This window comes from Rhodopseudomonas palustris, from assembly GCF_003591005.1.
Classification (GTDB): Bacteria; Pseudomonadota; Alphaproteobacteria; order Rhizobiales; family Xanthobacteraceae; genus Rhodopseudomonas; species Rhodopseudomonas palustris_K.
Window position 1 is genome coordinate 70772 of sequence record NZ_QYYD01000009.1, and the last position, 18266, is coordinate 89037.

Here is an 18266-nt window from a genome sequence, read left to right on the forward strand (position 1 = left end):
GACGTTGACGAGTCCAATCCATCAAACCACGAGGCAGCGATGACCGACGTCACCTACAAGATCGTCGAACACGACGGCGGCTGGGCCTACCAGGTCGACGGCAGCTTCTCCGAGACCTTCCCGAGCCACGAAGCCGCGCTCGCCGCGGCCAAACGCGCGGCGGCCGAGCAGCGCGCGCCCGGCCCCACCGAGGCCATCCAGTACGAAGACCCGAGCGGTCGCTGGCACGAAGAAACCGCCCGCGGCGACGACCGTCCGAACACGGCGGTAGTGGACAAGGGCCGAAGTTGAGCCGATAGATCGCTGGATGGCTGATCCAGCAGGCGGTCCGGCGGCGCTTGAAGTAATCAATGCAAAAAACGATCTGCTCGTGATGGACGGGCTTGTCCCTTCCATCACGGTGCTGGGTCGCAAGGCGGTGGTTATCCTCGCCGCGGCAGGTCCAGCGGCCTCCGGCTACAGCGCCGGCGACCACGCTTCCGGGACGAGATCGTAGCCGTCGCCGCGGCGGGTGACGTAGGAGAAGCCGGGAAAGTGGACATGCATGCCGGCGATCAGCATCCGGTCCGTCGTCGCCATATCGAACAGCCGGCGGCGCATCTCGACGGCGGCGGCAGGATCGCTGTCGAAGTCGAGCGTCACCTCGGGCCGACGCACCTGGATCTCGGGGACGTGCACCGTGTCGCCCCACACCAGCACCGAGTCGTTGCCGTCCGCGATCAGATAGGCGGTGTGGCCCGGCGTGTGTCCGGGGATCGGAACCGCCGTCACGCCGGGGAAAACTTCGCCGTCGCGGATCGGGCGCAGCTGGCTTCGATACGGCGCGATCTGCTTGCGCGAGGCTTCGTAGTAGCGCACGCGCTTGCGCTCCGGCGCCACGCTCATCGCGGCGTCGTCGGTCCAATGATTGACCTCGTCCTCATGAATCAGCAACTCGGCATTCGGATAGTTACGCTCGCCTGACGCATTGCAGAGCCCGTTGGAGTGATCGGGGTGCATGTGGGTCAGCAGCACCGTGTCGATGTCTTCGGGCCGCGTGCCCGCCGCCCGCATGTTGTCGATCAGCTTGCCGAGCGTCGGCCCCATCGTGTCGCCGGCGCCGGTCTCGATCAACGCCGTCCGGCCCTTGGCGTGAACCAGGAAGGCGTTGACCGAAAGCCGCGGGGGTGAAGGCCGGAAGCCTTCGGTGAGGATCTGATCGATTTCGGGGCGAGTGATCGATCGAAACACGCCGACGTCGGCGTCGAGATAGCCGTCACTGAGCGCGGTGACGACGATATCGCCGATCCGGCGGCGATATACGCCGGGGACCTGCTGAACTGGGGCGGGATTCATCGTGCCTCTCGACGGTTCAATTGAGCGCGTGGACCGCTTCGGCGCCGTAGCCGAAGCAGCGGATCCGCGCGGTGAAGCCGAACTCGTCTTTGACGAGCCGGTCGACCTTGGCGATGAAGTCCTTCATCACTTCGGGCGGCCGGAAGGTCTCGAGCCGGTACTGCACTTCGACCCAGGCGCTGTGGCCGCGGCCTTGCGGCAGCACCGGGATGAAAATGATGTGGACGTTGTCGAGCGTGGCCTTGAGCACGCCGGTGCACAGCTCGGTGCACGTCGCCGTGAAGCGATCGAGCTTGTCGGCTTCCGGCATGCGCGGACCCGGAATGTAGACGGAAACGTTGGGCATGAGCGTCTTTCCTGCAGATGGTGCGAAGGTCAATCGACCCGGAGTTCCTGCCCCTTGGTTTCGGGAAGCGCCATGACGGCCAGCAGGACGAGCGCGTAGGAGCCGGTGGTGAAGATCCCGATCGCTGTCTCCAGCGCGATCTGTTGGCTGAGATAGCCGACCAATGCCGGAAACAGAGCGCCGACGGCCCGGCCGAAATTGTAGGAGAAGCCCATTCCGGCGCCACGGACGCGAGCCGGGTACAACTCCGCGAAGTAAGAGCCGAGTCCCGCGAAGGTCCCTGCGTAGCAGAACCCGATCGGAAAGCCGAGCACCAGCATCCAGGCGTCGGAGATCGGAATGAAGGTGTAGAGCACCACCGTGATGATGGCGCCGATCGCGAACAGCGCAAAGGTCAACCGGCGCCCGATCGCGTCGGTGAGGTAGGCACCGACGATATAGCCGAAGAACGCCGCGACGATGATCACCGCCAGATAGCCGGAGGTGTTGAGCACCGACAGCCCGCGGACGGTTTTCAGATAGGTCGGCAGCCAGGTCGCGATCGCGTAGAAGCCGCCTTGCACGCCGGTCGCCAGCAGCGCGGTGAAGATCGTGGTGTAGAGGATGCGGCCGGAGAAGATCTCGAGCAGCGAGGCCTTCCGCTCCGCCGCGCCGACGTGCTTCTTGAACACCTCCGGCTCTTCGACGTGCTTGCGGATGTAGAACACGAACAGCGCGGGGATGATCGCGACGAAGAACAGCACGCGCCACGCGATCGTCTCCGGCAGCAGATAGAACGTCAGCGCGAAGATCAGCGCCGCGGCGCCCCAGCCGACCGCCCACGAGCTCTGCACGAAGCCGAGCGCCTTGCCGCGATGTTTGGCCGGAACGATCTCGCTCATCAGCGCGGCGCCGATCGCCCATTCGGCGCCAAAGCCGAGGCCCTGCAGCGCTCGCACGATCATCAGTTGTTCGGACGAATTGGTGAAGCCGCTGAGGCACGTGAAGAGCGTGAACCAGGCGATGGTGATCTGCAGCGTCAGCACCCGGCCATAGCGGTCCGCCAGAATGCCGCCGACCCAGCCGCCGGCTGCCGACACCAGGAGCGCGACCGTGGCGATCATGCCGGCTTCCGCCCGGCTCATCGCCCATAGCGAAATCAGCGTCGGCATCACGAAGCTGTAGAGCTGAACGTCGAGCGCATCGATGCCGAAGCCGCCGAACGACGCCCAGAACGTGTGTTTCTGCTTTTTCGTCAGGCTGCCGAACCAGCCAGTCGCCGGCGCGGCCGCGGCGGTGATCGTATCACCCATAGTCATTCCCTCCCTGTCTCGATGCCGCGTCGTGGCGGGACGAAGCCCGCGCACGACGCGCACGAGTTGTTTGTTGTTTAGTATTTGCGAATGAACGGATCGGGCATCTGGAGATCGCTCGAAATCCAGACGCTCTTGACTTCGAGGTATTCCTTCACGGCCTCGACGCCGCCTTCTCGACCCATCCCGCTGTCCTTGAAGCCGCCGAACGGCGTGGTGAAGCTGGTCGACCGATAGTTGTTGATCCACACCGTCCCGGCCTTGAGCTTGTCGGCCATGTACATCGTGCGCTTCAGGCTGCGGGTCCAGACGCCGGCGGCGAGTCCGAAGCGGATGTCGTTGCCGATCCGCACCGCGTCCTCCTCGTCCTTGAAGCGCAGCACCGCGAGCACCGGGCCGAACACTTCCTCCTGCGCGATGCGCATGTCGTTGGTGACGTCGACGAAGATGGTCGGCTCGACGATGCGGCCGGCGCCGTAGTCCGGCCCGGTCAGAGCACGGCCGCCGGCGAGGCAGCGCGCGCCTTCGTTCTTGGCGACGTCGATATAGTGCATCACCTTGTCGAACTGCGGCTTGGTGGCCACCGGACCGACCTGCACGCCCGGCGCGCGCGGATCGCCGGCCTTGGCGCGCTTGGTGACTTCCAGCAGCTTGGCCACGAACTCATCGTGGATGCTGTCCTGCAGCAGCAGCCGCGACCCGGCCATGCAGGTCTGGCCGCCGGCCGAGAAGATGCCGGTGATGACGCCGTTGACCGCCTGATCGAGATCGGCATCGTCGAACACGATGTTCGGCGACTTGCCGCCGAGTTCGAGCGAGACGCGCTTGAGGTTCTCCGCGGCGATCCGCGCCACGGCGCGGCCGCCCTGGTCGCCGCCGGTGAAGGCGACGCGCGCAACGTCCGGATGGCGGATCAGCGGCTCGCCGGCGTCTGCCGCAAAGCCCGTGACGACATTGAACACGCCCGGCGGAATGCCGGCCTTGGCGACCAGCTTGGCTAATTCGAACATCGACGCGGAGGTGAATTCGGAGGGCTTGGAAATAAAGGTATTGCCGCCGCACAGCGCCGGCGCCATCTTCCAGGCGGTGAGCAGCAGCGACGAATTCCACGGCGTGATCGACGCGACGACGCCCATCGGCTCGTATTTGGTGTAGTTGAACACCTTGGGCTTATCGATCGGGATCACCGCGCCCTCGATCTTGTCGGCGAGCCCGGCGTAGTAATAGAAGTATTTCGCGACGTAGCGGACCTGTCCCGAGACCTCGCTGAGCAGCTTGCCGTTGTCGCGCGCCTCGACTTCAGCAAGAGTCGCGGCATTTTCCTCGATCAGCTGGCCGAGCCGGTACAGCAGCATGCCGCGGTCCGTCGCCGACATCGTGCCCCACGGCCCGTCGAGCGCCGCCTTGGCGGACTTCACCGCGCGATCGACATCCGCGGCGTTGGCACGCGGAATCTCCGCCCAGGCTTCGCCGGTGAACGGATCCTCGGTAGGAAACCATTCGTTGGAAGCGGGATCGTGCCAAGCGTTGTCGATGAAGAGTTGGTATTTGTGCATTAGCTAAGTGCTCCTGATGGAGCCAACCTAAAGTCCGCCCTCTACGGCCTCAATGAACACTGGTACAAGAGCCAGTGACACAATGTAATGGGCCAGTCAGCCGCGCGCCGCGGCGCGTTTGGGCTTCAGCAGTGCCGCATCGCGCTGCCGCACGTAGGATTCCGATTCCTGCACCAGCCAGTCGAGGAATGGCCGGAGCGGCCAGGACCCGTATTTGTTCTCGGGGCAAACCAGGCAGTAGCGCTTGTCCCCGGGCACATCGTGATCGAACGGAATCACCAGCCGGTCGTCCAGCATGTCCTGCGCGACGTAGAGCCTTGGCACCAGCGCCACGCCGAGGCCCGCGGCAGCCGCTTCGATCGTCATCGAGAACAGGTCGTACTGCGCACCCTGCATCGGATTGAGGCCGCTGACGCCGAGGTGATCCCACCACTTCTTCCAGGAATCGATGCGGCCGCGCTTGTGCAGCAGCGGCAGCGTCTTCAGTTCGGCAAGCGAGAGCGAGCGGCGGCCGCCGATTAATTTGGGGCTGCAGACCGGGACGAGTTCTTCGGCGAACAGGTCCTTCTTGATCATCCCGGCCCAGCCTGGATGATCATAGTGAATCGCCGCGTCGAACGGGCTCTCCGCGAATAGAAACGGCTCCGGCCGCTCGCTCATATTGATGACGATGCCGGGGTTCTTGGCGTGGAAATCCGGCAGGCGCGGAATGATCCACTTGTTGGTGAAGGTCGGGATCACCGCCAGTTCAAGCACGCCGCCCTCCGCAGGACGCGCGAGCAGATTGAGCGTGTCGCGCTCGATCCGGTCGAGATCGCCGACGATCTGCAGCCAGTATTGCTTGCCGGCCTCGGTGAGATGGATGCGGCCCTTGACGCGGTTGAACAACATCAGCCCGAGAAAATCTTCCAGCCGCGCGATCTGGCGGCTGACCGCGCCTTCGGTCATCGCCAACTCTTCCGCCGCACGCGAAAAGCTTTCGTGCCGGCCGGCGGCCTCGAACGTCAGGAGCGCGCTGGTGCTGGGGATCTTGCGGCGCACGGTCGGGCCTTTCTATTCATTGTTGGTAATGCGGAAGGCTGTGCTCCAAGATTGGTTGGCTGCCTGCGGCATTGGTATAAACACCAAGTGCGGTCACGACGCGATGGCCGGTTTCGCACCTCGCTTCTCACTTTGAGGCTCGCTTGTCACCATGCGCTGCGGCATCGATCTCGCTCATCGGCGAGTTGATTGCGGGCGCGCCTCTCGGCTGTCCTGGTGTCGGCACTCATGATTCCAGCAACGCCGGGTCAATCTGACGCAGCGTGCTACAAGCGGAACGCCGATTGCTGGTGAATGGAGGACGACGTCGTGGAGCCGGAAACGGGATCTTTGCATCGCGCGGTGATGCGATGGGCGCTGGCGGCGTTCTTCGCCGCGGCCGGTGTTGCGCATCTGGCGGTCCCTGACAAGCTGCTGGCGATGACGCCCGGCTGGGTGCCGCTCGCGCCCACGGTGATCCTGCTGACGGGCCTGTTCGAATTCGCCGCTGCGTTGGCGCTGGTGACACGTCCGCTGCGCTGGTGGGCTGGCGTCGCGCTGGCGCTGTATTCGCTATGCGTGTGGCCGGCGAACATCAATCACGCGCTCGGCGGCATCGACATCGCCGGGCTGCCGAGCAGCTGGTGGTATCACGGCCCGAGGCTCGCGGCACAGCCGCTGATCATCTGGGCGGCGCTCTACGCCGCTGAAGTGGTCGATTGGCCCTTCGGACGGCGGCAAAGCTGATCGCGACGCCAGGTCGGCGCACCGGCGCTCGCTGATCCGCACATGATAGGGTTGATGGCCTCGCGCCGGGGTTGCACATTGCAACCCGGCGGAGGCTGACGTGATCGGCGTATTGCGTATTCCGACGTTGGTGGGGGTGGTCGTGCTGAGCGGGTGCGTGTCGAATGGCGCGGCGCGCTCCGGCAGCTGGCTGATCGATCAGCGGCCCGATCGGATCACCGGCTCTCCCGTGGGCGGCGCCTATACGATGGCATGGGGCGCCACCAATTCGGCCGCGCCCGGGATCTACCACGCCAGCCTGCAGCTGACCTGCTTCGAGAACCGGCCGATCGCGAAGCTGGCTTTCCAGTTTCGGGTCGGCTCGGACCGCAACACCAGCTTCGGCTATCGGTTCGACGACAAGCCCGGGCACGATGCGGTCGAGTCCCGCGTGCTGCTCGGCAACCGGGTTCTGGTGATCGAGGATGACGCCGCGCTCCGGCAGTTCGTGGCCGAGCTGCGCGGATCGGCCAAGCTGTTCGTCCGGATCCGGGCGCTGAATGCCGGCAACAGCGCGGTCGAGCTCAAGGTCGAGGGCTCCGAAGCAGCGATCGACGCCGCCTATGCCGAGTGTCCGCTACCGCTTGCGCCGGCCGGACCAGCTGAGCGGCGCGCCTCGGGGTCGGAGACGCGCCGGTTCGCGATCAATCGTGATCGAGTTCGCCGATATGGTGCTGCTGGTACAGTTCCACGCCGATGCGGTTGACGAGTTCGATCTGGGTTTCGAGGAAGTCGATGTGATGCTCCTCGTCCTTCATCAGTTGCTCGAACAGGTCGCGCGACACGTAGTCCTTGACGCTGTGGCAGTAGGTCGCCGCCTCCTGATACAGCGTCCGCGCGTCGATCTCGGCTTGCAGATCGGAGTTCAGCACTTCCTTGACGTTCTGGCCGATCCGCAGCGGATCGAGCACCTGCATGTTCGGGAACCCGTCGAGGAAAATGATGCGGTCGGTGAGCTTGTCGGCGTGGACCATCTCCTCGATCGATTCCTTGCGCCAAGTCTTGGCGAGGTCCTTCAGCCCCCAATTGTCGAGCAGCCGATAGTGCAGCCAGTACTGGCTGATCGCCGTCAGCTCGCTGCGCAAGCCGCGGTTGAGATATTCGATGACCTTCGCGTCGCCCTTCATGACTTCTCCTGTCGCGAACGCGCGTGATCCGGCGACAGGCCGGACGCGCATCCAGTTTAGAATTGGAATAGTTCTAGATCAGAAGTCGGGGTCATCGCAATCCCCGCCCTGTCCGTCGGCGAGGTGAGACCGGTTTGGCCTAGGAGACGTGGGCCGGGGCGTGGCCGGCCGCGCAGCCGGCGTCCGTCATGATCTTCCGGATCGTATGCATGCAGCGCCCGCATTTGCGGCTGCAGCCGAGGCAGCGATGAACCTCGCCGGCGCTGCTCGCCTTCCCGCCGTCGGGATGCAGAGCGCTACGGACGTCGTGGTCGGTCAGGACGTTGCAGGAACAGACAATCATGGAAGTACGAAGGTCCCGATGGCGGTACGCGCTTTGGATAGTCAAGAGATAGGACGGAAGCAAAAGGAAAACCGGTGTTTTGAAGCTATTCCAAACTCGGCAATCGGGATTGATCTCGCGCAAGCCTGTTCCTCCCCGCCCCCTAGCGCAGCAGCCGAGCCGTTGTAACTTCACCGCAGCGAGCCGATCGTTGCAGCTGGCGCCGGCATGCATGCCCGCCGCTCTGGGCCGACAACAGCGCCACGAGTTTGCCGCAAGGCAGAGGTCAATCATGGCCCGTCTGAGCCGCGGTATTCACGGATCGTTCAAGAGAAACATGGATGCTGCAGCCCGCAACACGATCGCACCGGTCTCGATCCGACCGGACCAGCAAGAAGGGGTGAAATCCATGAGGAAAGCACTGATGGGGCTGGTGGCCGTCACCGCCCTTGGGCTTGCAGCGGTCGGCGCACCGGCGCCTGCCCAGGCACATGACGGCTTCGGCGCGGGCCTCGCTGCCGGGCTCCTCGGCGGCGCGCTGGTCGGCGGCGCCCTGGCCAGCCCAGGCTATGGCTACGGGCCCGGCTACTATTACGCGCCGCGTCCAGTCTACGGGCCAGCACCTGCCTATGTGGTCGAACCCGGCCCCTACGGCGATTGCTTCTGGCAGCGCCAGCGATTTTGGGACGGCTACGCCTGGCGAATCCGCAATGTCCGGGTCTGCGGCTGAGATTGAACCTTTGACCGGGCCGCTCGACTACCCATCGCCCCTGAGATTCCGAGCTTAGGGGAAACGCCAGGGGTGGCCCGAAAATCACCGTTTTTGAGGAACAGTGCTCCGTACCTGGATATGCGACGATTGACGGCATTGCGCTTTTTTGATGCTGTGCCGTCGGTCGGGCGACCTTCTGTCAACGCGCCAGTCGCGGCGCCACTCTGGAGAGAGAAATGAAGAAGACTGTTTCGGTCATGGTTGCGGTCGCGACCCTCGCCGGCTCGCTGGTCACTGCTGTCCCCGCGGCGAAGGCTGACGGCGGCCGGATCGCTGCCGGCGTCGCCGGTGGCCTGATCGGTGGCGCCCTGCTGGGCGGTGCGATCGCTGCGAGCCGCCCGGCCTATGCGGCCCCCGCCCCGGTCTATGTCGAAGAACCCGCCTGCCGCGTCGTGCGCCAGCGCTTCTGGGACGACTATCGCGGCGTTTGGCGTTCGCGCCCGGTCGAGGTTTGCGATTGATCTGAGCCGCGGCTCTTATAGCCGTCTTTACAAATGCCCGGCCGAGCGATCGGCCGGGCATTTGCTTTGCCGATGCTGGCTGATCAAGCTGCGGACGCCGCTCTCAGCGCGCCGCTTCGATCGATCGCAACACGGTCTCGCTCGGCCAGCAATCCAGCTTCAGCCGCGCCGCCTTTTGATAAGCACCGAGCGCGGCACGCGTCAGCATTCCGGCCTTGCCATCGACCTTGTCGTTGTAGAAGCCGAGCCGCGTCAGCCCGCGCTGCATCGCTTCGACGTCGGTGGTACGGAGTTGCTTGCTCGCCGCCCACGGCGTCGCGAACGGCTGCGGGTTGGTGATGCGGTCGGCGAGATGGCCGACGAACAGAACGTAGAGGTCTGAGAAATTGTATTCCTTGATGACGAAGTAGTTCTTCGTCGTCAGGAACGCCGGACCGTAAATGCCTTCGGGCTGCAGCAGCGACGCCGGCTCGGCGAGTTCCTCGGCGCTCAGCCGCTCCCCGCGGACCGGCGTAAATCCCTCGCGCACCCACTGCCCGACCGACTTCGACACGTCGGGGCGACCCTGCGTACAGTCGGCATTGGCCGGCGCACGAACCTCGTAGGCCCAGCGCACACCTGGTTTCCAGTCCTTGTTGACGAGTTGCCGCGCGGCCGAGGCCAGCGCGTCCGGCACCGAGCGCCAGATGTCGATCTTGCCGTCGCCATCGAAATCGACGCCGTGCTTGTAGTACTCGGACGGCAGGAACTGCGTCAGGCCGGTCGCGCCCGCCCACGACGACCGCATCGCCTCGCGTGGCACCACGCCGTCGCTGATGATCTTCATCGCCTCGATCAACTCGACGCGGTATTGATCCTTGCGCCGTCCGACATAGGCCTGCGTCGCCATCACACGCACGGCGTCGTAGGGCAAACGATAGCGACCGTAGTCGGTCTCGCGGCCCCAGATCGCCAGCACCACTGTGGCCGGAACGCCGAAACGCTGCTCGATCGCCCGCAATGTCGCGCCGTATTGCGACAGCAGTTTGCGGCCGTGGCCGGCCAGCGCTTCGATCCGCGACTCTTTTAAGTAGTCGGCAGGGACCTGAACGAATTCGGCCTGCGACGGCGCGCCGGTCTGGGGCCGTCCAGGCAGCAGCAGATCAGGTAGCTTATAGTCCGGCTCGAGCCCGGCCGTCACCGTATCGAAGGTGGAGCGCGACACGCCGGCCTGCTGCGCTTCCGGCCACAGCGAGGCAAGGAAGCGCGCGAACCCCGCATCGGAGGCCATCGCGGCGTTGGGGATCATGGTCGCTGCCAGCGCAAGGCAGACAGCGACCAGACGCGCGCCGCGGCGCATCGTCAATGCTCGGCGTGAGACTTCGCTTCTTCCACCGCGAGATTCGAGATCCGGTCGACCCAGGCGATGCCGATCGCCGACAGGATGAACACGGTGTGGATGATGGTCTGCCACATCACGCCGGTCTCGGTGTAACCAGCCCGGCCGGGCGATCCGAGGCTGCCAGCCTCGATGAAAGTCCTCAGCAGATGAATCGACGAGATGCCGATGATCGCCATCGCCAGCTTGATCTTCAGCACGCTGGCATTGACGTGGCTCAGCCACTCCGGCTCGTCCGGATGCCCACGCAGATTGAGGCGCGACACGAACGTTTCGTAACCGCCGACGATCACCATCACCAGAAGGTTCGAGATCATCACCACGTCGATCAGACCGAGCACCGCCAGCATGATCTGCTGCTCGCTGAAATCGAACGAGTGCTGAAAGAGATGCCAAAGCTCTTTCAAGAACAGAACGACGTAGATGCCCTGGGCAACGATCAGGCCGACGTACAACGGCAGTTGCAGCCAGCGCGAACCGAAGATCAGCATAGGGATCGGGCGCAGCGCCGAGCCCTTCGGCGGCAGCGGCGTCTCGGGCGTCATCGACATTGCGGGTAGCTCCAGGCGGGGGAAATTGGCGACCTATCAAGTGGGAACTCCGTTCGATTCTGTCGAGACGACGCGCAGCGGCGATTAACCGCATCCGCCACGCCACGAATCCGGCGGAAACTACTTGATGGCGACGATGAAGATACGTGGAAACCGTAACAGCACTTTGCCATCCGCCTGTGGCGGATAAGCGGCCGCAATGCGCGCCGTATAGGCGGCCAGATAGGCCTTGCGTTCGGGCAGATCGAGCGGCTCGACGAACGGGCGCAGCCCAGTACCCTTGACCCATTCGACGACCGCAACGGCATCGTCGAGCACGTGGTTGTAGACGGTGTGCCAGATCTCCAGCCGGCTGCACAGCGGCCGCAGCGCGTCGTAGTACACGCCGGGCTTCGGCAGCGAGTCGCGAAGCTCGGCTGCCTTGGAAAGCTGGTGGCGCCACGGCTCCTGGAAAGCGACTTCGCGCATCATGATGTGCGACGGCTCGTCGAGGTTGTCCGGCATCTGCACAGCGAGCACGCCGCCGGGCTCCAATCCCGACAGCAACCGCTTGAACTGCTTCAGATGATCCGGCACCCACTGAAACACTGCGTTGGCGAACAGCACGTCGGTGCCAGCCGGTGGCGCCCAATGCGCGACGTTGGCTTCGATGAACTTGTGCTGCGGCAGCCGCTCACGGGCCTGGCGCAGCATATCGGCCGAGGTATCGATGCCGATCACCGCCGCCTCCGGCCAGCGCTCGGTCAAAAGCTGAGTCGAATTGCCGGGCCCGCAGCCGATATCCGCGACCTTGCGCGGTGCCGCAACCGGGATCTGCGCGAGCAGCTCGCGCGCCGGCCGGGTGCGCTCGTCCTCGAACATCAGATATTGTTCGGCACTCCAATCGACCATCCATCCACCCTTGCGCCCCCGAGTCGGGCTGGAAAGCTATTGATCTGGCAGGATTTTGCAATATCCTCGCCGAGGCCCATATACGTGACATATCCAGATGATCGATCTGAGGCGCATCGTTGGGTTCGACTGGGACGAGGGCAATAGTCGTCAGAGCGCCCTGAAGCACGCCGTCGACCGCGGCGAAGCCGAGCAGGTTTACAGCAACTTCCCTTTGCTGGTGTTCAGCGACACGTCGCACAGCGAAGGTGAGCCCAGATCACGCCTATGGGAAAACCGCTCCTGGCCGCCTATCCAGATCAGCTTCACGCTGCGTCAGGCACCAAAGATCCGAGTGATATCTGCCCGACCAATGAGCGCAGGGGAGCGCGCGAGATATGGCCAGGAAGCTTAAGCAGGTCCCAAAATTCGACCGCGACGCCGAAGAGCGCGTTTTTTGGGAAACGCACGATACAGCGGACTACTTTGATCTATCGAAGGCTGTGCAAGTGCGCTTTCCAAATCTGAGGCCTTCGACGACGTCGATCTCGATCAGGCTACCGACAGCCTGCTGGAACAGATCAAAGTCGCCGCCAACAAGCGTGACGTCCCTTATCAGTCGCTGATCAAGATCTGGCTGAGCGAGAAGGTGGGATAGCGCCGGCGCTCTCCACCTTTCCGCCGACGCGCCTCAGCGCGTCAGCTTTTTGTACTTCGCACGGTGCGGGATGATGGCGTCCTGGCCGAGGCGGCGCATCTTGTCCTTCTCGTAGTCCTGGAAGTTGCCTTCGAACCATTCGACGTGGCTGTCGTCCTCGAAGGCGAGGATGTGCGTGGCGATACGGTCTAGGAACCAGCGGTCATGGCTGATGATCACGGCGCAGCCGGCGAAATCCTCCAGCGCCTCTTCGAGCGCGCGCAGCGTGTCGACGTCGAGGTCGTTGGTCGGTTCGTCGAGCAGCAGCACGTTGGCGCCGCTCTTCAGCATCTTGGCGAGATGCACGCGGTTGCGCTCACCGCCCGACAGCGAGCCGACCTTCTTCTGCTGATCGCCGCCCTTGAAGTTGAACGCCGAGCAATAGCCGCGTGAGTTGACTTCCTTCTTGCCGAGCAGGATCAGCTCGTTGCCGCCGGAAATCTCCTCCCACACGGTCTTCTTGCCGTCGAGCGCGTCGCGTGACTGATCGACATAGCCGAGGTGCACGGTCTCGCCGACCGTGATCGTGCCCTGATCCGGCTTCTCCTGTCCGGTAATCATGCGGAACAGCGTGGTCTTGCCGGCGCCGTTCGGGCCGATCACGCCGACGATGCCGCCGGGCGGCAGCTTGAAGGTGAGATCGTCGATCAGCAGCTTGTCGCCGAACCCCTTGGTGAGGTGCTCGAAGTCGACCACATTGTTGCCGAGCCGCTCGGCGACCGGAATGATGATCTGCGCGGTCTGGGTCTGCTTGTCGGACGCCTTGGCGAGCAGTTCCTCGTAGCGCTGGTAGCGCGCCTTGGATTTGGCCTGGCGAGCTTTGGGCGACGACGCGATCCATTCCTGCTCGCGCTCCAGCGTCTTCTGGTGCGCCGCGTCCTCGCGGCCTTCCTGCAGCAGCCGCTTCTGCTTCTGCACCAGCCAGGACGAGTAGTTGCCTTCGTAGGGGATGCCGCGGCCGCGATCGAGCTCGAGAATCCAACTGGTGACGTTGTCGAGGAAGTAGCGGTCATGGGTGACGATCAGGATCGCCCCCGGATAGTTGCGCAGATGGTTTTCCAGCCACGACACCGACTCGGCGTCGAGATGGTTGGTCGGTTCGTCGAGCAGCAGCAAATCGGGCTGGTCGAGCAACAGCTTGCACAGCGCGACGCGGCGGCGCTCGCCGCCCGACAGTTTGGTGACGTCGGCGTCGTCCGGCGGGCAGCGCAGCGCGTCCATCGCCTGGTCGACCTTGCTGTCGAGATCCCATAGCCCGGCGGCTTCGATCTGATCCTGCAGCGTCGTCATCTCGTCGGCGGTCTCGTCGGAGTAGTTCATCGCCAGCTCGTTGTAGCGATCGAGGATCGCCTTTTGCTTGGCGACGCCGAGCATGACGTTCTCACGAACGTTCAGCGCCGGATCGAGCTGCGGCTCCTGTTCGAGATAGCCGACGCGAGCGCCCTCGGCGACCCAGGCCTCGCCGGTATATTCCTTGTCGATCCCCGCCATGATCTTCAGCAGGGTCGATTTACCGGCGCCGTTGACGCCCAGCACGCCGATCTTGGCGTCCGGGTAGAACGACAGATGAACGTTATCCAGCACCTTGCGGGTCGGATAGGCCTTGGTCAGACCCTGCATGAAATAGACGAACTGGCGAGCCATCGTGGTCCTTGAGCGCGGTGCGGGCGGGGAAAATCGGTTGCCGCTGATGTAACGGCGCGGCCGGCAAAGGGCAACCCGAGGGAACGCAGCTTAACCGATCGTTCAGCATGCTGGCGACAGGCATGCCAGTTCAGACAATTCGCACCAATTTTTAAGGAGCTCGTTCGACAGTCGATACGTGCCGCGGCGCCTTTCGCAACCGCTGGCGCTGATCACGAGGCCATCATGGGACGCATGCTATCGACGCCCGTCCGGTCTGACCCGCTCGAGCCTGCCGCGCATCGGTCGGGCTTGATCGATGAAATCGGCGAGTTCTGGAGCCAGTTCTTCGTCCAGGCGTTCAGCCCGTATCGACCGGAGCTGCACTACATGCGGGGCCCCGGCCCGGCATGGCGCGCCAAGCACGGGCGTGACGCGGTCCGCAACGCGCACAACAGCTGAGGTCGAGTCGACCCGCAGCACAACAGCAAAACGCCCGCGCAGAGCGATCTGCGCGGGCGTTTTGCTTGAAGGGCTGTGCTCTGATTAGCGGATCGTGACCGGGGCAGGCAGTGGGGCCACCGAGGTCGGCTGTGCGACCGGCGCTGCCGACATCTGCGGCGCAGCCGACGGCGCCGCTGAAGCGACCGGCTGCGGCTTGGCGCTGGCCGTCGGCGAGCCACCAGGCAGCACCACCACGCGGGTACCCACCTTGGCACGCTCGAACAAGTCGCTGACGTCGTCGTTCAGCATGCCGATGCAACCCGAGGACACGAACTTGCCGATGGTCGACGGCTGGTTGGTGCCGTGAATGCGATAGACGGTCGAACCCAGATACATCGCCCGGGCGCCCATCGGATTGCCCGGACCACCGGCCATAAAGCGCGGCAGATAGGGCTGGCGTTCGATCATTTCCGCCGGCGGATGCCAATCCGGCCACTCCGCCTTGCGGCTGATCTTCTGCACGCCGTTCCAGGTGAAGCCGTCGCGGCCGACGCGCACGCCGTAGCGCATCGCGCGGCCATTGCCGAGCACGTAGTACAAATAGGTGTTGCTGGTATCGACCACGATGGTGCCGGCCGGCTCTTTGGTCTGGAACGCGACTTCCTGTCGGCGCAGGTTCGGCGGCAGCTCGTAGCTTTGGTCGGCGTCGGGCTGCTCTTCCGGCGGCAGCGCGGCGACCTGCAGCGGCCGGCCATCGCCGCCGAGCTGCGGAGCGCCCTGCACCGATCCGGTCGCCTGCTGCGGGGCGCCGTACTGACCGACGCCCTCCGGCGGCCGTGGCGAACCGTCACCTGTATTGGAATAGATCACCGGCGGTGGACCAGCCGGGCGACCATAGCGCGGATCATCGGGCGACAGCACGGGGCCCTGCGGCGCCGGCCCGCGATCCGAATAGACCGGGGCGTTCATCGGGCGGCCGTAGCGCGGATCGTCCGGCGACATCACCGGTCCCTGCGGCACCGGCGCACGCTCCGAATAGACTGGCGCACCAGCTGGACGGCCGTAGCGTGGATCATCGGGAGACATGACCGGGCCCGGCGGCGGCAAGGCCGCTGACGGGCCGGCGGACAGCCCCTCTTCGTCGTCGACATTGTCGAAGTCGGGCAACTGGCGACGGTAATCACCAGGAGCGGCGGTCGCATAGGCGCCGGAGGCTGGATAGCTCTGCGCCTGCGCCAGTGAAGTTCCGGCCGCAATTGCCGCAGCCGTAGCCAACAACGTCAAGATTCGATTGTTCATCATCGCCCGCTTATACACCCAAGCCGAGACCGGATCGTTAACGCGCAGATGCCGGAGGATCACGGCACATTCAAGACAACACCGGCACAATCACGCCAAATTCGCGGTTATTCGGCCCCCTGTGCCGCTTTTGTCGCGTTTCCCGCTGCGTAGCGCCTTGCGTTCACCAGCGTGTAGCGACGCTGCCGCTGATCCTGCATCGCCTGCCTCGCGGTGAAAATTTTGGCGGCCGGCCACAAACCCGTTGGGCTATTCTCGATTTGCTGTGATTCGCGGCGCCCTCCACGGCGCCGGTCGGTCCCAGCGAGTGCTGTCGCCGCGTTGTTGTTGCTCAAGTGCCTTCGGTCCGCTCGTCGCCCGAAGATGGAATGAACCCGAGATGCTCCCCGGAATCCGGTTTCTGTTTGCGGCGGTTGCGCTGGCGGTCTCGATGCTGGTGTTCGGGCTCGGCGCTGCGGCCCTGCTGCGCGCCTCCCACGAGCAATTCGCCAATGTCATGACGGTGCGCCCGGCCCCGGTCCTGCTTGCGGCCCGTCCCGCCGAACCGCCGATGCCGACGCTGAGCATGCTGCGCGTCGAGCCGACGAACGACCCGCAAGCGCCGGCTGCTGTATCGACAGCTCCTGCGGCGGAATCGGCGACACCTGCGCAAGATCCGATCTCGCTCAATGCGCAGCCGGCAGTGCGCCATGACGAGTCAACGCCGCCGGCTCAGACATCTGAAGCAGTGCCGAACGCTGCCGCGCCGGAGCCTGTCGCAACCGCTCCCTCCGCGGCGCCGGCCGTTGCGGACAAGCCTTCGCAGCAGTCCAGCGCGACCCTGCCGACGGCCGCCGCCGTGGAGCTGCCGTCTGCAGAGCCCACGAAGTCCGATCGGGCGGCGCCGGACACTGCGACCGAGCCAGCTCCTGCTGGCGCAACAGTGCCCAGCGCAGCGCCCTCCGCCAATGCGACGCCCGCCCAGACCGCTGCTACGTCTGAGCCACGCAAGCCTGACGACACTCCGGCGGAGGCTGCGAAGCTGGCGCCTGTCGCACAAAACGAACAGTCCGATCAGCCAGCGGCTGGTGCGACGGCCGTGCCGGCTGGAACAGAGGCGGCAAAGAGCGAGAGCGGCGAGGCACTGCCTGAGGTAGCTGCCTTGACCGGCCCGATCCCGACGCCGCGGCGCGATCCGCGGGGACCGGCCAAGCCGGCCACCAGCAGCTCGGATCAGCCAAGCTCTTCAGAGACGGCGCTGGAGCAGGCGGTGCAGCCCGACGCACCGGAAACGACATCTTCGATCACGTCGCCGAAGCAGAAGGCCGAGACGCCGTCCGCGACCAGACCGAAGGCCGCCAAGCGGCCGCAGGCGAAACGCAAGGTCAAACGCCGCCGCCAATCAGAAGTGCGCAGGCCAGCTCCGGTTTTTGCACGGCCGGCGATGGCGCCGATGTCGCCGTTCGGCTTTCCGCCGACCTGAGGACGCGTTCTCTAACTAAGCGGGCCCGACCGCAATCGGCGGACCGTCGGCCGCTCCCCACTCCGACCAGGAACCGTCATACAGCGCGCTGCCGCGGACGCCGAGCCGGTACAGCGCCAGCGTCAGCACGGCGGCCGAGACGCCGGAGCCGCAGCTGGTCACAATCGGCTGGTCGAGCGTCACGCCGGCGCGTTCGAACGCCGCGCGTAGCTCATCAGGGCACTTCATCAGGCCCGTCGAGGCATCGAACAGCTCGTTGTAGGGTACGTTCCGGCTGCCCGGGATATGCCCTGCGCGCAGCCCCGGGCGGGGCTCCGGGACGCGACCCTCGAAGCGATCGGCGGCACGCGCGTCGATCACCTGCTCGGCCGCGCTGTCGAGATTGGCGACCAGCTGCGGCTTGCTGCGCAAGTAGCTTGGATCGAGCGTCGCGGTGAAATTGCCGGGAGCCGGCGAAGGCTTGCCGCTCTCGGTCGGCCGTCCTTCCGCCTGCCATTTCTTCAAACCGCCGTCGAGAATGCGGACGTTGTCGTAACCGAACGACAGAAACATCCACCATGCGCGCGGCGCCGCGACCCAGCCGCCGGCGTCGTAGATCACGACGGTGTCGCCCGTGGAGACGCCCATCGCGGCGACATCACGCGCGAACTGCGCGCCGTCCGGATACATATGCGGCAGCGGATTGCTGGCGTCGCAGACGTCCTCGACGTCGAAGTATACCGCCCCGGGGATGTGGGCGGCGAGATAATCGTCGCCTGGCCGTGGCATCACCCCTGGCATCTTGAACGACGCGTCCAGCACCTTAATGGAGGGATCGCCCAGCCGCGCCGCGAGCCATTCGGTCGACACCAGCGGATCGGTAAAATCGGTCATGGATAACCTCGGATGCGATCAAAGACCAACTTGGCTCGTCATTGCGAGAAGC

21 protein-coding genes and 1 pseudogene are annotated in these 18266 nt (G+C 64.8%); 9 read left to right on the plus strand and 13 right to left on the minus strand.

All coding sequences use genetic code 11. The features are described 5' to 3' along the window. The first annotated feature begins 39 nt into the window (after positions 1-39). On the plus strand, positions 40-291 hold the full coding sequence (locus D4Q52_RS10445; protein WP_119856495.1) for a DUF2188 domain-containing protein: 252 nt from the start codon (positions 40-42) through the stop codon (positions 289-291). A 165-nt stretch (positions 292-456) separates the two neighbouring features. Here D4Q52_RS10445 and D4Q52_RS10450 read toward each other — a convergent pair whose 3' ends face one another. The 5 genes from D4Q52_RS10450 to D4Q52_RS10470 form a co-directional block, all read right to left on the minus strand. Continuing rightward, positions 457-1335, minus strand: coding sequence for an MBL fold metallo-hydrolase (locus D4Q52_RS10450; RefSeq protein ID WP_119856496.1), 879 nt, complete (start codon positions 1333-1335; stop codon positions 457-459). Between the two features lie 16 nt (positions 1336-1351). Beyond that, positions 1352-1681 (minus strand): hypothetical protein, encoded by a 330-nt coding sequence (locus D4Q52_RS10455; protein WP_119856497.1) that lies wholly within the window; start codon positions 1679-1681, stop codon positions 1352-1354. 29 nt (positions 1682-1710) lie between these two features. Continuing rightward, positions 1711-2979 carry an MFS transporter gene (locus tag D4Q52_RS10460; protein WP_210210136.1) on the minus strand — a complete coding sequence of 423 codons (1269 nt, stop codon included), beginning with the start codon at positions 2977-2979 and terminating at the stop codon, positions 1711-1713. A gap of 71 nt (positions 2980-3050) precedes the next feature. Then, on the minus strand, positions 3051-4529 hold the full coding sequence (locus tag D4Q52_RS10465; RefSeq protein ID WP_119856499.1) for an aldehyde dehydrogenase: 1479 nt from the start codon (positions 4527-4529) through the stop codon (positions 3051-3053). A gap of 96 nt (positions 4530-4625) precedes the next feature. Then, positions 4626-5570, minus strand: a complete 945-nt coding sequence (locus D4Q52_RS10470; RefSeq protein WP_119856500.1) for a LysR substrate-binding domain-containing protein — start codon at positions 5568-5570, stop codon at positions 4626-4628. 294 nt (positions 5571-5864) lie between these two features. Here D4Q52_RS10470 and D4Q52_RS10475 point away from each other — a divergent pair, with 294 nt between their 5' ends. Beyond that, positions 5865-6296, plus strand: coding sequence for a DoxX family protein (locus D4Q52_RS10475; protein ID WP_119856501.1), 432 nt, complete (start codon positions 5865-5867; stop codon positions 6294-6296). 100 nt (positions 6297-6396) lie between these two features. Then, positions 6397-7041 carry a hypothetical protein gene (locus D4Q52_RS10480; protein ID WP_234831143.1) on the plus strand — a complete coding sequence of 215 codons (645 nt, stop codon included), beginning with the start codon at positions 6397-6399 and terminating at the stop codon, positions 7039-7041. Here the strand turns inward: D4Q52_RS10480 and bfr are convergent. After that, on the minus strand, positions 6980-7462 hold the full coding sequence (bfr, locus tag D4Q52_RS10485; protein ID WP_119856502.1) for a bacterioferritin: 483 nt from the start codon (positions 7460-7462) through the stop codon (positions 6980-6982). The two genes, D4Q52_RS10480 and bfr, sit on opposite strands and share 62 nt — an antisense overlap. A 139-nt stretch (positions 7463-7601) precedes the next feature. Beyond that, positions 7602-8078: a (2Fe-2S)-binding protein gene (locus D4Q52_RS26960; RefSeq protein ID WP_349627410.1), complete on the minus strand. Its 477-nt coding sequence runs from the start codon at positions 8076-8078 to the stop codon at positions 7602-7604. Positions 8079-8193: 115 nt separating this feature from the next. Here D4Q52_RS26960 and D4Q52_RS10495 point away from each other — a divergent pair, with 115 nt between their 5' ends. Further along, positions 8194-8514, plus strand: a complete 321-nt coding sequence (locus tag D4Q52_RS10495) for a hypothetical protein (RefSeq protein WP_119856614.1) — start codon at positions 8194-8196, stop codon at positions 8512-8514. A gap of 218 nt (positions 8515-8732) precedes the next feature. Next, positions 8733-9017, plus strand: coding sequence for a hypothetical protein (locus D4Q52_RS10500; protein ID WP_119856504.1), 285 nt, complete (start codon positions 8733-8735; stop codon positions 9015-9017). A gap of 103 nt (positions 9018-9120) precedes the next feature. On the opposite strand, the gene D4Q52_RS10505 is transcribed toward D4Q52_RS10500, so the two are convergent. From D4Q52_RS10505 to tam, 3 genes are all read right to left on the minus strand, one after another. Then, a complete protein-coding gene (locus D4Q52_RS10505) occupies positions 9121-10356 on the minus strand; it encodes a lytic murein transglycosylase (RefSeq protein WP_119856505.1) in 1236 nt (411 codons plus the stop codon). Positions 10357-10358: 2 nt separating this feature from the next. Next, positions 10359-10946 carry a TIGR00645 family protein gene (locus D4Q52_RS10510; protein WP_119856506.1) on the minus strand — a complete coding sequence of 196 codons (588 nt, stop codon included), beginning with the start codon at positions 10944-10946 and terminating at the stop codon, positions 10359-10361. A gap of 120 nt (positions 10947-11066) precedes the next feature. Further along, positions 11067-11837, minus strand: a complete 771-nt coding sequence (tam, locus tag D4Q52_RS10515) for a trans-aconitate 2-methyltransferase (protein WP_119856507.1) — start codon at positions 11835-11837, stop codon at positions 11067-11069. A gap of 97 nt (positions 11838-11934) precedes the next feature. Here tam and D4Q52_RS10520 point away from each other — a divergent pair, with 97 nt between their 5' ends. Then, entirely contained in the window at positions 11935-12231 is a 297-nt protein-coding gene (locus tag D4Q52_RS10520) for a BrnT family toxin (protein ID WP_119856508.1), read from the plus strand. Further along, positions 12215-12474, plus strand: a pseudogene (locus D4Q52_RS10525) (BrnA antitoxin family protein). The gene D4Q52_RS10520 and the pseudogene D4Q52_RS10525 overlap by 17 nt, the downstream one beginning before the upstream one ends. A gap of 33 nt (positions 12475-12507) precedes the next feature. Here D4Q52_RS10525 and ettA read toward each other — a convergent pair. After that, on the minus strand, positions 12508-14157 hold the full coding sequence (ettA, locus tag D4Q52_RS10530; RefSeq protein ID WP_119856509.1) for an energy-dependent translational throttle protein EttA: 1650 nt from the start codon (positions 14155-14157) through the stop codon (positions 12508-12510). Positions 14158-14391: 234 nt separating this feature from the next. Between ettA and D4Q52_RS10535 the strand changes: the two genes are divergently transcribed. Then, positions 14392-14598 (plus strand): hypothetical protein, encoded by a 207-nt coding sequence (locus tag D4Q52_RS10535; protein WP_119856510.1) that lies wholly within the window; start codon positions 14392-14394, stop codon positions 14596-14598. A gap of 84 nt (positions 14599-14682) precedes the next feature. Here D4Q52_RS10535 and D4Q52_RS10540 read toward each other — a convergent pair whose 3' ends face one another. After that, positions 14683-15882, minus strand: coding sequence for a L,D-transpeptidase family protein (locus tag D4Q52_RS10540; protein ID WP_119856615.1), 1200 nt, complete (start codon positions 15880-15882; stop codon positions 14683-14685). A gap of 304 nt (positions 15883-16186) precedes the next feature. Here D4Q52_RS10540 and D4Q52_RS10545 point away from each other — a divergent pair, with 304 nt between their 5' ends. Further along, positions 16187-17341 (plus strand): hypothetical protein, encoded by a 1155-nt coding sequence (locus D4Q52_RS10545; RefSeq protein WP_147407781.1) that lies wholly within the window; start codon positions 16187-16189, stop codon positions 17339-17341. Positions 17342-17356: 15 nt separating this feature from the next. Here the strand turns inward: D4Q52_RS10545 and sseA are convergent, their stop codons facing one another. Then, the gene (sseA, locus tag D4Q52_RS10550) at positions 17357-18214 is read right to left on the minus strand and encodes a 3-mercaptopyruvate sulfurtransferase (RefSeq protein ID WP_119856512.1); all 858 of its coding nucleotides are present in this window, start codon (positions 18212-18214) and stop codon (positions 17357-17359) included. Positions 18215-18266 lie beyond the last annotated feature (52 nt).

Bases quoted from the DNA above. Each gene is read 5' to 3' on its own strand.
- tam (WP_119856507.1), bottom strand. From the start codon at position 11,837: ATGGTCGATTGGAGTGCCGAACAATATCTGATGTTCGAGGACGAGCGC.
- D4Q52_RS10475 (WP_119856501.1), top strand. From the start codon at position 5,865: ATGGAGGACGACGTCGTGGAGCCGGAAACGGGATCTTTGCATCGCGCG.
- D4Q52_RS10520 (WP_119856508.1), top strand. From the start codon at position 11,935: ATGATCGATCTGAGGCGCATCGTTGGGTTCGACTGGGACGAGGGCAAT.
- D4Q52_RS10510 (WP_119856506.1), bottom strand. From the start codon at position 10,946: ATGTCGATGACGCCCGAGACGCCGCTGCCGCCGAAGGGCTCGGCGCTG.
- D4Q52_RS10450 (WP_119856496.1), bottom strand. From the start codon at position 1,335: ATGAATCCCGCCCCAGTTCAGCAGGTCCCCGGCGTATATCGCCGCCGG.
- D4Q52_RS10445 (WP_119856495.1), top strand. From the start codon at position 40: ATGACCGACGTCACCTACAAGATCGTCGAACACGACGGCGGCTGGGCC.
- ettA (WP_119856509.1), bottom strand. From the start codon at position 14,157: ATGGCTCGCCAGTTCGTCTATTTCATGCAGGGTCTGACCAAGGCCTAT.
- D4Q52_RS26960 (WP_349627410.1), bottom strand. From the start codon at position 8,078: ATGATTGACCTCTGCCTTGCGGCAAACTCGTGGCGCTGTTGTCGGCCC.
- D4Q52_RS10460 (WP_210210136.1), bottom strand. From the start codon at position 2,979: ATGACTATGGGTGATACGATCACCGCCGCGGCCGCGCCGGCGACTGGC.
- bfr (WP_119856502.1), bottom strand. From the start codon at position 7,462: ATGAAGGGCGACGCGAAGGTCATCGAATATCTCAACCGCGGCTTGCGC.
- D4Q52_RS10455 (WP_119856497.1), bottom strand. From the start codon at position 1,681: ATGCCCAACGTTTCCGTCTACATTCCGGGTCCGCGCATGCCGGAAGCC.
- D4Q52_RS10500 (WP_119856504.1), top strand. From the start codon at position 8,733: ATGAAGAAGACTGTTTCGGTCATGGTTGCGGTCGCGACCCTCGCCGGC.
- D4Q52_RS10540 (WP_119856615.1), bottom strand. From the start codon at position 15,882: ATGATGAACAATCGAATCTTGACGTTGTTGGCTACGGCTGCGGCAATT.
- sseA (WP_119856512.1), bottom strand. From the start codon at position 18,214: ATGACCGATTTTACCGATCCGCTGGTGTCGACCGAATGGCTCGCGGCG.
- D4Q52_RS10505 (WP_119856505.1), bottom strand. From the start codon at position 10,356: ATGCGCCGCGGCGCGCGTCTGGTCGCTGTCTGCCTTGCGCTGGCAGCG.
- D4Q52_RS10495 (WP_119856614.1), top strand. From the start codon at position 8,194: ATGAGGAAAGCACTGATGGGGCTGGTGGCCGTCACCGCCCTTGGGCTT.
- D4Q52_RS10535 (WP_119856510.1), top strand. From the start codon at position 14,392: ATGCTATCGACGCCCGTCCGGTCTGACCCGCTCGAGCCTGCCGCGCAT.
- D4Q52_RS10465 (WP_119856499.1), bottom strand. From the start codon at position 4,529: ATGCACAAATACCAACTCTTCATCGACAACGCTTGGCACGATCCCGCT.